The organism is Roseateles chitinivorans, from assembly GCF_050632235.1.
Lineage (GTDB): Bacteria > Pseudomonadota > Gammaproteobacteria > Burkholderiales > Burkholderiaceae_C > Roseateles > Roseateles chitinivorans_A.
Genome location: NZ_CP192584.1, coordinates 6,483,747 through 6,496,352, shown reverse-complemented (window position 1 = coordinate 6,496,352; position 12,606 = coordinate 6,483,747). Strand labels below are relative to the sequence as shown.

At 66.1% G+C, this 12,606-nt stretch carries 8 protein-coding genes, 2 tRNA genes, 1 rRNA gene and 2 pseudogenes; 7 read left to right on the top strand and 6 right to left on the bottom strand.

The annotated features are described in order from the left end of the window. Nucleotides 1-7 precede the first annotated feature (7 nt). From ACQ859_RS29740 to ACQ859_RS29720, 5 genes and pseudogenes are all read right to left on the bottom strand, one after another. Nucleotides 8-1,648, bottom strand: coding sequence for an MdtA/MuxA family multidrug efflux RND transporter periplasmic adaptor subunit (locus ACQ859_RS29740; RefSeq protein WP_431266693.1), 1,641 nt, complete (start codon nt 1,646-1,648; stop codon nt 8-10). A gap of 209 nt (nt 1,649-1,857) precedes the next feature. After that, the gene (locus tag ACQ859_RS29735) at nt 1,858-2,367 is read right to left on the bottom strand and encodes a TlpA disulfide reductase family protein (RefSeq protein ID WP_431263995.1); all 510 of its coding nucleotides are present in this window, start codon (nt 2,365-2,367) and stop codon (nt 1,858-1,860) included. A 118-nt stretch (nt 2,368-2,485) separates the two neighbouring features. Further along, nucleotides 2,486-3,664: a hypothetical protein gene (locus ACQ859_RS29730; protein WP_431263994.1), complete on the bottom strand. Its 1,179-nt coding sequence runs from the start codon at nt 3,662-3,664 to the stop codon at nt 2,486-2,488. A 173-nt stretch (nt 3,665-3,837) separates the two neighbouring features. Beyond that, nucleotides 3,838-4,602: an alpha/beta fold hydrolase gene (locus ACQ859_RS29725; RefSeq protein ID WP_431263993.1), complete on the bottom strand. Its 765-nt coding sequence runs from the start codon at nt 4,600-4,602 to the stop codon at nt 3,838-3,840. After that, a pseudogene (locus ACQ859_RS29720) lies at nt 4,599-5,862 on the bottom strand (CaiB/BaiF CoA transferase family protein). The gene ACQ859_RS29725 and the pseudogene ACQ859_RS29720 overlap by 4 nt, the downstream one beginning before the upstream one ends. Before the next feature lie 214 nt (nt 5,863-6,076). Between ACQ859_RS29720 and ACQ859_RS29715 the strand changes: the two are divergent. The 3 genes from ACQ859_RS29715 to ACQ859_RS29705 all read left to right on the top strand — a co-directional run bounded on the left by ACQ859_RS29715 (nt 6,077) and on the right by ACQ859_RS29705 (nt 7,213). Next, a complete protein-coding gene (locus ACQ859_RS29715) occupies nt 6,077-6,418 on the top strand; it encodes a hypothetical protein (protein WP_431263992.1) in 342 nt (113 codons plus the stop codon). 103 nt (nt 6,419-6,521) lie between these two features. Beyond that, nucleotides 6,522-6,947: a PTS sugar transporter subunit IIA gene (locus ACQ859_RS29710; RefSeq protein ID WP_431263991.1), complete on the top strand. Its 426-nt coding sequence runs from the start codon at nt 6,522-6,524 to the stop codon at nt 6,945-6,947. Next, a complete protein-coding gene (locus tag ACQ859_RS29705; RefSeq protein ID WP_067281479.1) occupies nt 6,944-7,213 on the top strand; it encodes an HPr family phosphocarrier protein in 270 nt (89 codons plus the stop codon). The genes ACQ859_RS29710 and ACQ859_RS29705 overlap by 4 nt, the downstream gene beginning before the upstream one ends. Nucleotides 7,214-7,244: 31 nt before the next feature. Here the strand turns inward: ACQ859_RS29705 and ACQ859_RS29700 are convergent. Beyond that, nucleotides 7,245-8,089 (bottom strand): annotated as a pseudogene (locus ACQ859_RS29700) (GNAT family N-acetyltransferase). Between the two features lie 132 nt (nt 8,090-8,221). On the opposite strand from ACQ859_RS29700, the gene ptsP reads away from it, so the two are divergent. From ptsP to ACQ859_RS29680, 4 genes are all read left to right on the top strand, one after another. Further along, nucleotides 8,222-10,000, top strand: coding sequence for a phosphoenolpyruvate--protein phosphotransferase (gene ptsP, locus ACQ859_RS29695; RefSeq protein WP_431263990.1), 1,779 nt, complete (start codon nt 8,222-8,224; stop codon nt 9,998-10,000). A gap of 473 nt (nt 10,001-10,473) precedes the next feature. Continuing rightward, nucleotides 10,474-12,002 (top strand): 16S ribosomal RNA (locus ACQ859_RS29690). A 180-nt stretch (nt 12,003-12,182) separates the two neighbouring features. Beyond that, nucleotides 12,183-12,259: transfer RNA gene (locus tag ACQ859_RS29685), tRNA-Ile, on the top strand. A 19-nt stretch (nt 12,260-12,278) separates the two neighbouring features. Next, nucleotides 12,279-12,354: transfer RNA gene (locus ACQ859_RS29680), tRNA-Ala, on the top strand. Nucleotides 12,355-12,606 lie beyond the last annotated feature (252 nt).

Genomic DNA, 12,606 nt, shown 5'->3' with positions numbered 1-12,606 from the left:
TCGGCGATCAGTTGCCGCCGCCCGAGGCCGCCGCCCGCTTCGCGCGGCGCTCGGCGATCCAGGCTTCCCGCTCGGCGGGGCTCATCTTCATGACCTTCTCTTGGACATCGGGCGGCAGGCGGTCCAGCCAGGCCGGACGTTCGCCGCCGGCTTGTGCGGCGTCGTTGCGCGCTTCCGCGGTCGGTGCGCGCAGCGCGGCGTCGGCCGGATTCCCGGAGCCGCTCGCGGCGCCTTGCGGCGCCGATGCGCCGGAGGCCCGTCGACCTTCGCCCCAGGCGCCGGAGGCGGCACCGCCCGGCGCGCTCGCGCCACGGCCGCGACGCGGGGCCGCGTTGGCACCGGCGCGCTGCTTCGGATCGGCGGCGATGACCTCGACCTTTGCGCCTTCGCGCAGCCGGTCGACGCCGTCGATGACGACGCGGTCGCCCGGTTCGATCTTGCCGTCCACGGCCATCCAGTCGCCGTCGACCGCGCCGGTCTGCACGACGCGCGTGGAGACGGCGTTGTCCGCGCCCACGACATAGACGTAGAAGCCCTGCGAGCCGCGCAGCACCGCCGCGGCCGGCACGGCCAGGCGGTTCTGCTCGGTCGCGAGCTGCAGCTTCACGCTGACCGACTGGTTGGGATAGAGCGCGTCGTCGTCGTTCGGGAACAGCGCTTTCAGCTTGATCGTGTCGGTGGCGATGTCGATCGCGTTGTCCGCGGTGGCGAGCTTGCCCGTGGCCAGGCGCGTCTTGCCGTCGCGGCTCCAGGCTTCGACGGTCATCGCGGTCTTGCCCTTCAACCCGGCAGTGACCTGCGGCAGCAGCGCCGACGGCACCGCGAAGGTCAGCGCGATCGGGTGCGTCTGCGTGATGCTGACGATGCCGTTGGTGTCGCCGGTCTGGACGACGTTGCCGATGTCCGCCTGTTTCAAGCCGACGCGGCCCGAGATCGGTGCCTGCACCCGGCTGTAGGTGACCTGCAGCCGCGCGCTGTCGACGGCGGCCTGGTCGGCCTTGACCGTGCCGGTGAGCTGGTTGACCGTGGCCTGCTGCGTGTCGACCTGCTGGCGCGCGATCGCGTCCTTGGCGAGCAGGTCCTGGTAGCGCGTCAGGTCGATGCGGGCGTTGTCCAGCGTGGCCTTGTCGCGGGCGAGCTGGCCCTCGGCCTGGCCGAGCGCGGCCTGGAAGGCGCGCGGATCGATCTGCGCGAGCGTCTGGCCGGCCTTGACCTGCTGACCTTCGGTGAAGTGGATCTGCTGCAGCACGCCGCTGACCTGCGCGCGCACGACGGCGGTGTTGGAGGCGCTGATCGTGCCGATCGCGGCCGCGGTGTGGCGGATGTCCTGGAGTCGCGCGGGCATCACCGACACGGGCTGCACGCGGTTGGCGGCGAAGCGTCCGCCTCGACCGGCACCGCCGCCACCCGGACCGCCGGCCCCCGCCGGACCGCTCGCCGCCGACGCGGGACCGCCCGCCGCGCCTTCAGCGCTCCGGCCCTTCCACCACCACCAGCCGCCGGCCGCGACGGCCAGCACGACCACGCCGAGGATCCAGGGCGTCGCCCGTCCCCGTTGTCGCCGGCGTGTCGATGCGCTGGAGAGGGGGCAATGACAGTCCCCGGCGCGCCGGGCAGGTTCTTGTTCGTGTTCATTCGGGCGGGCGATGCTTGCTATGTCGCTACCCTAGTATCTGGCGACAGCAGGCTGGTGTACCCGAGGAAAAGAATCGCAAAGCGTCGGGGCTAACCCGCGTAGCCGAGGGGCCTGCAAGGGGTTCGCGAGTGGCTCGCGCAGGGGCCCGGCGCCCGATCGAGGGACGGCCTCGCCATGAAAAATGCCGCTCGAAAGCGGCATCGTCCGGGGGCCTGCGCGGCTCAGCTTTCGGCGAGCAGCTTCTCGATGGTGCCGTGCAGTGCCGCGAAGTCGGGCTCGCCGACGAAGCGCTTGACGATCTCGCCGCGCTTGTTGATCAGGAAGGTCGTCGGCGTGAGCTGCACCTTGCCGAAGCTGCGCGCGATCTCGCCGGTGCTGTCCATCGCGACGCCGAAGGGCAGGTTGCGGGTTTCGGCGTAGTTGGCGACGTAGGCTGGCGGGTCGTAGCTCATGGCGACGGCCAGCGTGTCGAAGCCCTTGTCCTTGTACTTCTGGTGCGTCGCGATCACCTGCGGCATTTCCTTGACGCAGGTGGTGCAGGAGGTCGCCCAGAAGTTGACCAGCATCACCTTGCCCGGCCACGCCTGCACGGAGGCGTGCTTCGAGCCGTCGAGCAGCACGTAGCTCACCTGCGGGGCAGGTTCGGGCTTCAAGCCCTCATAGGCGAGGCCGGCGCCGATACCGACGGCGGCGACCAGCAGCAGGAGTCCGGACCAGCGAGGCAGTTTCATGGGGCCGGAGTGTATGCCCGGGGCTGTTCGCCCATCACTTTGGTGGGGCTTAAGTCAGGAGCCTGTCAGGGCCCCCGGCCGAGGCGTCCCAGGTGGGCCGGATCGACGTCCAGGGGCGTCAGAGCGCCTTGGACAGTTCGAACAGCAGCACCGACGGCAGCGCGTCCTGGAGGTTCTGGCGCGAGATCCGCGCCATGTGGTCCGCGGTGGCCGTGGACAGCTGCGTCTGCTGCTCGCCGTCCAGCACTTCGATGAAGCTGAAGCTGGGCACCTCGCCGGTGATGTCGGCGCGCAGGCGGTCGAAGTCGGCGTCGCGCATCGACTGCTCGAAGGCGATGCCGTGCGGCAGACCTTCCTCGCAGAACTGCAGCGCCTCGTCCATCGAGGCGACGGCGTCGATGATCAGGCCCATGTGGCGCACGGCGTTCTGGATCTCCTGGCGCACCTCGCGGCGCGGCGAGACGATCAGCAGGTGGCAGCCCGCCAGCGGCTTGGAGTTGTGCGACGGCGTCGGGTCGTCCGGCTCGGGCCGTTCCGGCCGTTCCGGCCGTGCCGGGGGCGGGAGTTCCTGCGGAATCGCGGGCTCGTCGCCGGCCACCTGCGGGAACTCCAGCGTCAGCATCGTGATGCCGGCCTCGTCCTCGCGCAGCGGCAGCGCGCCGAGAGTCAGCGCGGTCTGCTCGATCAGACGCCAGTGCAGCGAGTTCAGCGATTCCGGCGGCGCGTTGATCGCCGCCGACGGGGCGCTGCCCAGGTCCAGCGAGCGGTGGGCGAAGCGGCACATCAGCCGCGCCTTGGCCGGCCACGGTGTCAGGTCCAGCCGCATCTCCAGCGAGGAATGCGTGCTGGCGAGCGCCCAGTCCATCACCGCGTTCAGCAGCGAGAACAGCAGCGAGGCGTCGGTGATCACCTCGATCGGCTGCAGCAGTTGCCGGATCTGGATGCCGCGCGCCTGGGTCTCGCGGCTGCGTTGCGCCAGCACGCCGCGCAGCACCTGCGTCAGCGGCACGCGCTCGCGTGACAGCCGCAGCCGTCCCGATGCCAGCCGCGCCAGTTGCTGACTCACCATGCCCGCCTCGCGCGCCTGCGCCACCGAGTCGCGCAGCGCCCGCAGGCCCTGGCGGTCGATCTGGCCGGTGCTGATCAGCGTGTGGATCCGCTCCAGCGCCGCGCTCAGCGGGCCGGCGATCTCGGCGCCGAGCTGCTGGACGATGTCGCCCCATTGCGAATCGCTCGGGGGCTGCGCCATGTCATTGGCGGCCAGCGGCGCGGCAATGGAAGGGGGCGGGCGGGACATGCTCTCTCGTTCTTGTAAGCCTCCGGCGGCATGCCGGGGCGGGGGAGGCGCCATGGTTCCGCGCGGTCCGGGGGCAGGCCATCCCGTGACTCGGGGGCAATCGCCCCCCTGGGTGGATGGCGTGAAATGGCTCACGATTGCCCAGGGATTCGGGGCGGATTGCGGACGCTCCGTCAGGACTCCCGGGCCTGGCGCTCTGCGAGCATGAGGAGACGTTCGGTGAGTGCCTTCGGCGCGGACACCATCACCTGGTGACCCGTCGGGATCTCGAAGAGTTCCCAGCCGGGCTGGCTGCGTGCGCGCTCGCGCGCCGCGGCGATCGTGAGGAGCGCGGGACGGTTGCAATCGATGAAGGTGCGCGGACGCCTGAGCCACGCGGCCTGGTCGAAATCGAGCGGGCTGTCGTAGACGCCGCCGGGCTGTGGGCGCTGGCAGCGCATCATCCAGTCGAAGTCGTCCGGCTTCAGCCCCATGCCATTCGGCTCGGTCACCGGCAGGTGGCCGAACTTCGAGATCAGCTCGCGGCGCTGGACCTGCGTCTCGGGCGTGTGGCGGCTGGACCAGGATTCGCCCGGCTCCGGCACGACGGCATCCAGGTAGACCAGCCGCGCGATGCGGTCCGGCATCTGGTCCGCGACACCGGTGATCACCATGCCGCTGTAGCTGTGGCCGACGAGCAGCACATCGGTCAGTTCCTCGCACTCGATGACCGCCTTCACGTCGTCGATGTGCGTCTGCAGGCGGATATTCCCGTGCGGTTGATGAGCGCGTTCGCCGACGCCGCTCAAGGTCACTGGAAACACCGGATGTCCCGCCGCCCGCAGCGGTCCGAGCACGCGCTTCCATGCCCAGGCGCCGAGCCACGCACCGTGCACGAGCACGATGTTCACGCCCTTGCCGGTGGATTCCTGACCTTGCTTCTCATCCTTGCTGCTCATGCAATGACCCCTTCCTCGCGCCATGCGGCGATTGCGTCAGGGCCGTGTCCGAGTTCCGCAAGCACCTCGTCCGTGTGCTGACCCATGAGCGGCGGGGGCAATCGGTAGGCCACGGGCGTTTCGGACAACTTCATCGGACTGGCGACCACCCGCAGCGCATCGCTCTGCGGATGGGCCATCGACACCACCATCCCCCGGTGCTGGACCTGCGGGTCGTCGAAGACTTCGGACAGGTCGTTGATCGCGCCGCCCGGCACCTTGGCCGCTTCCATCGCATCGAGCCAGTGTTGTCTGGGTCTTTCCGCAACGCGCGCGGCCAGCAGCGGAACCAGGTCGTCGCGGTGCCGGACCCGCTGCGAATTGGTCGCGTAGCGCGGGTCGCGCGGGAGGTCCGGCAGCCCCAGGAGCTCGCAGAACTTGACGAACTGGCCGTCGTTGCCGACCGCAACGATCAGATGGCCGTCGCTGGCCTGGAAGACCTGGTACGGCACGATGTTCTGGTGCGCGTTGCCCATGCGGCGGGGCGCCTTGCCGGTCGTCAGGTAGTTGGCCCCGAGGTTGGCCAGCATCGCGACCTGCGTGTCCAGCAGGGCCATGTCGACGACCTGTCCCTGGCCGGTCGCGTCCCGGTGACGCAGCGCGGCGAGGATCGCGACCGTCGCGTACATGCCGGTGAAGAGGTCCGCCACCGCCACGCCCACCTTCTGCGGCCCGCCGCCGGGCAGCGCGTCGGCCTCGCCGGTGACGCTCATCAGGCCGCCCAGGCCCTGGACCGCGTAGTCGTAGCCGGCGCGATCCCGGTAGGGGCCGGTCTGGCCGAAGCCGGTCACCGAGCAGAACACCAGCCGGGGATTGATCTCACGGAGCGCCGCAGCGTCCAGTCCATAGCGGGTCAGGTCGCCGACCTTGTAGTTCTCGACCAGCACGTCCGCGCGCCGCGCCAGTTCCCGTATCAAGTCCTGACCCCTCGGGCTGGCGATGTCGATCGCGACCGACCGCTTGTTGCGGTTCGCGCCGAGGTAGTAGGCCGCCTCGGCGGTGTCCTGACCGTCCCGGTCCTTCAGATAGGGCGGTCCCCATCCGCGCGTGTCGTCCCCCCGGGATGGCCGCCCTTCGGGGGCGCTCGACCTTGATCACATCGGCGCCGAGATCGGCCAGCGTCTGCGTGCACCACGGGCCGGCCAGCACGCGGGAGAGATCCAGCACGCGCACGCCCTTCAGGGCCATGGCGGAGGGCGTGGGGGAGTTCGCTTCGCTCATCGGACCATTGTGGCCCCTCCATAATCGTTCGATGCGTCGCTCGACCCGGCTTGTCCCTCTCCTCCCGCTGGCGCTTGTGCTGGCCACCGGCTGCAGCCCGGCATTGAACTGGCGCAAGGTGAGCCCGGAAGGGGCTCAGGCGCAATTGATGTTCCCCTGCAAACCCGATCGGGAGGAGCGGGCGCAGCCGGGGCCGTCCGGACAGGAGGTCGCCGTGCGATCGCTGAGCTGCAAGGCCCGGGGCACCCAGTTCTCATTGACCTGGACCGACCTGGGCGATGCCGGGGCGACCTCGGCCGCGATGCATCGCATGCACGAGGGGATCGCCCGGCAGATGGCCGCGCAGGCCTCCGCGCCGTTGGGCGTGCGCGGCATCACGAGCGACCCGGAAGCCTTCCAGCAGGCTTTCGAGGCCCGTCCCGGCCAGCCTCGCCAGCAGGTCCGGCAGGCGGTGTTCTCCCGCGGTGGCCGGCTGTATCAATTGCTGATGCAGGGTGAACGCCTGGATGCGGAGGCTTGGGACGTGTTCCTGGGCTCGGTGGAGCTCCCTCCATAAATAAGTAAGTCGGAGCGACGCGGGTGGGCGGGCATCCTCCCCACGATTGAGGGTTTGTGCGAGCCACGCCCGCATCATGCTGCGCCGCACGATAATGATCGACATGTCCGGCCTGCTGTTGATCGCTCACGCCCCGCTGGCCACCGCGCTGAAGCAGGTGGCCGAGCACACGTTCCCGCATTGCTCCTTGCAGTTGAGGGTGCTGGACGTGACGCCGGAGATGAGCGCCGACGACGTCGAGTCGCAGGCGCGCGCGCTGATCAACGCCTCCGGACACCAGCAGACCCTGGTGCTGACCGACGTCTACGGTGCCACGCCGACGAACGCCGCGCTGCGTCTGCAGGGCGATCAGGTGAAGGTGCTGACCGGCGTCAACGTGCCGATGCTGTGGCGCTCGCTGTGCTATGCCGGCGAAGGCCTGGATGCGCTGGTCCAGCGCGCCAGCCAGGGCGGCACCCAGGGCATCCTCTGCGACGCGACGGCACCCTGCGCCTCCCACAACTCCTCGTCCCAATCTTCCTGCTCATGATCAAGTCGACCCTCACCATCAGCAACAAGCTGGGCCTGCATGCCCGGGCATCGGCGAAGTTGACGAAGTTGGCGGGGGGATTCAAGGCGGAGGTCTTCATGACCCGCAACGGCCGCCGCGTGAATGCCAAGAGCATCATGGGCGTCATGATGCTGGCCGCGGGCATCGGCGCGGAAGTCGAGCTCGAGACCTCCGGCGAGGACGAGCAGCCCGCGCACGACGCGATCACGGCGCTGGTCAACGACAAGTTCGGCGAAGGCCAGTAACCAACCGGCGGGGGCGCTTCGCCACGGGCGCTCAGCCGCCCAGGAAGTGCTTCCGGTACCGCGCCGGCAGATCCGCGATGCGCATGATCATCGGCAGGTCGGCCGTGTTGAAGTCCGGATCCCAGGCCGGACGGCCGAGGATGCGCGCGCCGACCCGCAGGTAGCCCTTGATCAGCGGCGGCGGTTCGACCACCAGGTCCTGGCGCAATTCGTCGACCGGCAACGGCAGGCGCGGGCGCACCTGCCACGCGATGTCGGCCATGTGGCTGGCATCCAGCTGGCGCCACAGGCTGGCGGCGTAGTGCCCGCCGTCGCGCATGCTGATGCTGGCGCAGCCGATCATCGTGTCCAGGTCGTTGCGGACCATGAATTCGGTGAGAGCCCCCACAGCGCCATGATCGCGCCACCGGTGCGGTGGTCCGGGTGGACGCAGGAGCGGCCCAGCTCGACCATGCGCGGGCGCAGCGAGCGCAGGCGGGTCAGGTCGAATTCGGTCTCGCTGTACAGGCCGCCGGCGCGGCGTGCCGCTTCTGGCGTCAGCACGCGGTAGGTGCCGATGACCTCGCCGGGCTGTCCGTGCTTGTCGAGCGTGCGCACCAGCAGATGCTCGCAGAAGGGGTCGAAGAGGTCGATGTCGTGTCCGGCGGGTGCGCCGGCCGGCACGCTCAGGCGGGCGCCCATCTCGTCGACGAAGACCTTGTACCTCAGGCGCTGGGCCTGGCGGACTTCGCCTTCCGTGCGCGCCCAACCCACGTGGAAGCGAGCGCGCGCAGCATCGACAGCGGCATCTTGCGAGCTGGCTGGAAGTGACCTCCGAGGCGCTTCGGCGGGGCGCAGGTCGGAGAAGGGCAGGGTAGGCAGCGGCAGATCCCTCATGGCAAAGCCTCGCTGAAGTGATGGCCGCGATGCTGAGCGGACGGGGTGACGCGTCCGTGACCCTCAAGTGAACGAACCGTGACAGTCGCGGGGGTGGCCACGGGCTTTGGAGCCCGCTGCTAAAGTCGGCGCATGAGCTTTCAGGTCTTCGGCATTCCCGTTTCTCGCGGCGTGGCGATCGGCCGCGCGGTGCTGGTCGCTTCCAGCCGCGTCGACGTCGCGCATTACTTCATCGCCGCCGCCGACGCGGAGCAGGAGTACGCCCGCCTGGTGAGGGGCCGCGATGTGGTCACCCGCGAGCTGCAGGGCCTGAAGGCCGAGTTGCCCGAGGACGCGCCGCACGAGCTCGACGCACTGCTGGACGTCCATCTGCTGTTGCTGAATGACGAGGCCCTCGTCGACACGGCACGCGACTGGATCGTCGACCGGCACTACAACGCCGAGTGGGCGCTGTCGGCGCAGCTGGAAGTCCTGGCGCGCCAGTTCGACGAAATGGAAGACGACTACCTGCGCGAGCGCAAGGCGGACCTGGAGCAGGTCGTCGAACGCATCCTCGCCGCACTCGCGGCGGAACTGGACGATGCGCCCGCTGGCGGGCCGGCCGCGGTGGTGGCCCGGGACTTCGCCGGGGAGGATCCCTTGCTGCTGGTGGCGGCGGACATCGCGCCGGCGGACATGATCCAGTTCAAGCGCAGCGTCTTCCAGGGCTTCATCACCGACATCGGCGGGAAGACGTCGCACACCGCCATCGTGGCGCGCAGCATGGCCATTCCCGCCGTGGTGGGGACCCGTGAAGCGTCACGACTGATCCGCCAGGACGACTGGGTCATCATCGATGGCGACGCCGGGACCGTGATCGTCAACCCTTCGCCCATCGTGCTGGAGGAGTACCGTTTCCGGCAGCGGCAGTCGGAACTCGAGAATGCCCGCCTCGCCCGCCTGCGCCATACGCCGGCGATCACGATGGACGGCCAGCGCATCGAGCTGCATGCCAATATCGAATTGCCCGGCGATACGGTGGCGGCGCTGGCGTCCGGCGCGACTGGCGTCGGTCTGTTCCGCAGCGAGTTCCTGTTCATGAATCGCGACGGCGACCTGCCCAGCGAGGAGGAGCAGTTCGTTGCCTATAAGAGTGCGGTCGAAGCCATGGCCGGTCTGCCGGTGACGATCCGGACGGTGGACATCGGTGCCGACAAGCCGCTGGACCGGATGTCGGTCAACGAGCTCCGGCACGAACATGTGCTCAATCCGGCCATGGGCCTCCGGGCCATCCGGTGGAGCCTGGCGGAACCCAGCATGTTCCGGCAGCAGCTGCGCGCCATCTATCGCGCGAGCGCCTTCGGAAGGGTGAAGCTGCTGATCCCGATGGTCGCCCACCTGGCGGAGATCCGTCAGGTCCAGGAGGCCGCCAAGCGTGTGAAAGCCCAGCTCGACGAGGTGGGCCAGGCCTATGGCGAGGTCGAACTCGGGGTGATGGTGGAAGTTCCGGCTGCGGCGATCATGCTGCCCCAGTTGCTCAAGCACGTGGACTTCGTGTCGATCGGCACCAACGACCTGATCCAGTACACGCTGGCCATCGACCGTGCCGATGAGGCCGTCGCTCATCTCTACGACCCTTGGCATCCCGCGGTCCTGCATCTGCTCGCGAACTCCATCGGTCAGGCCCGGGCGCTCGGGAAAGAAGTGAGCGTGTGCGGCGAGATGGCTGGCGATGCAGCCTTCACCGATCTGCTGTTGGGCATGGGGCTGACCAGCTTCTCGATGCACCCGTCGCAGATTCCTTCGGTCAAGCAACGCATCCTTCGGGCGGACGTGCCGCGGCTGGCTGCCGCGCTGCCTCGCATCCTGGAGAGTGACGAGCCGGCCAAGGTGGCGCAGGAAGTACTGTCGACTCAATCCCGCCTGCACTGACGGCCCCCGCCGTCAAAGCCACGGCGGTCGAACACCGCACGTTTAATGAAAGCGCCATGACAGGAGTTGCGCGGGCGGAAAAACTCGTGCTAGACTAGCGGTCTTCGCTGTTCACGACATTGTTTTGAACGGCGGCCTCGGAGGGTATGCCGGGGTGTCGAATGGATAACCAGCAAAAGCCGGTTTTCATTTGGCGGCGAGATTCTCGCAGTCGGTGATGAAAATAATTTCTCTGACTGCTTGACGGATTCGAAAGAAATCGTTCATAATCTCGCTTCTGCGCTGCTGACGACAAGTCAGCGACGCGACGAAGTAAGCGGAAGCTGCTTCGATGTTCTTTAAGAATTTACAGCCGATAAGCGTGGGCGTCTGGACGAGCGACCTGAGAAGGTTAAATCGCTAGATGCTCACGGAAGAAAGAATGAAGCTATGAAAGTAGTCTTTGTTCGATTCCGTTGAGTTTATTCAAGATCGAACTGTAGAGTTTGATCCTGGCTCAGATTGAACGCTGGCGGCATGCCTTACACATGCAAGTCGAACGGTAACGCGGGGCAACCTGGCGACGAGTGGCGAACGGGTGAGTAATATATCGGAACGTGCCCAGTTGTGGGGGATAACTGCTCGAAAGAGCAGCTAATACCGCATACGACCTGAGGGTGAAAGCGGGGGATCGCAAGACCTCGCGCAATTGGAGCGGCCGATATCAGATTAGGTAGTTGGTGGGGTAAAGGCCTACCAAGCCTACGATCTGTAGCTGGTCTGAGAGGACGACCAGCCACACTGGGACTGAGACACGGCCCAGACTCCTACGGGAGGCAGCAGTGGGGAATTTTGGACAATGGGGGCAACCCTGATCCAGCCATGCCGCGTGCGGGAAGAAGGCCTTCGGGTTGTAAACCGCTTTTGTCAGGGAAGAAAAGACTCCTACTAATACTGGGGGTTCATGACGGTACCTGAAGAATAAGCACCGGCTAACTACGTGCCAGCAGCCGCGGTAATACGTAGGGTGCAAGCGTTAATCGGAATTACTGGGCGTAAAGCGTGCGCAGGCGGTTATGCAAGACAGATGTGAAATCCCCGGGCTCAACCTGGGAACTGCATTTGTGACTGCATGGCTAGAGTACGGTAGAGGGGGATGGAATTCCGCGTGTAGCAGTGAAATGCGTAGATATGCGGAGGAACACCGATGGCGAAGGCAATCCCCTGGACCTGTACTGACGCTCATGCACGAAAGCGTGGGGAGCAAACAGGATTAGATACCCTGGTAGTCCACGCCCTAAACGATGTCAACTGGTTGTTGGGAGGGTTTCTTCTCAGTAACGTAGCTAACGCGTGAAGTTGACCGCCTGGGGAGTACGGCCGCAAGGTTGAAACTCAAAGGAATTGACGGGGACCCGCACAAGCGGTGGATGATGTGGTTTAATTCGATGCAACGCGAAAAACCTTACCTACCCTTGACATGCCAGGAATCCTGCAGAGATGTGGGAGTGCTCGAAAGAGAACCTGGACACAGGTGCTGCATGGCCGTCGTCAGCTCGTGTCGTGAGATGTTGGGTTAAGTCCCGCAACGAGCGCAACCCTTGTCATTAGTTGCTACGAAAGGGCACTCTAATGAGACTGCCGGTGACAAACCGGAGGAAGGTGGGGATGACGTCAGGTCATCATGGCCCTTATGGGTAGGGCTACACACGTCATACAATGGCCGGGACAGAGGGCTGCCAACCCGCGAGGGGGAGCTAATCCCAGAAACCCGGTCGTAGTCCGGATCGCAGTCTGCAACTCGACTGCGTGAAGTCGGAATCGCTAGTAATCGCGGATCAGCTTGCCGCGGTGAATACGTTCCCGGGTCTTGTACACACCGCCCGTCACACCATGGGAGCGGGTTCTGCCAGAAGTAGTTAGCCTAACCGCAAGGAGGGCGATTACCACGGCAGGGTTCGTGACTGGGGTGAAGTCGTAACAAGGTAGCCGTATCGGAAGGTGCGGCTGGATCACCTCCTTTCTAGAGATGACGAGACCGTTGTCTGGCCTAGGTCAGAGAATTGAGTCGAGTCCACATAAGCGAGTTCAGCGCGCCCACACTTATCGGCTGTAGACACACAACAGTGAGTGAGAAAACGCGTGAGCCTGGCGAGCTGGCCTTGCCGGTTGGCGCGATTGCAGGAGCACGCAAGAAACGCGTGGGTCTGTAGCTCAGTCGGTTAGAGCACCGTCTTGATAAGGCGGGGGTCGCTGGTTCGAATCCAGCCAGACCCACCACGATGATCGTCAAGATCTTGGGGGATTAGCTCAGCTGGGAGAGCACCTGCTTTGCAAGCAGGGGGTCGTCGGTTCGATCCCGTCATCCTCCACCAATCACTTCACAAGGTTGGCAAACCACAGCGTCAAGAATGACGTTGTGGTTTGCCAGTCTCGACTTTTTAGTCGGCTGTTGTTCTTTAACAATTCGTAGAGTCGAATCAGCGTTGCTGGCGGAAAGCTCGGCACTCGTAAAGGGGTGACCGGCACCGTGCCGCCAGCGACATTTGATTGCGTCAACAAACTTCAACTCTGAAAAGAGTAGAAATTGAAGAACGGCGAACGCGTGATACTCAAATAAATGCTCA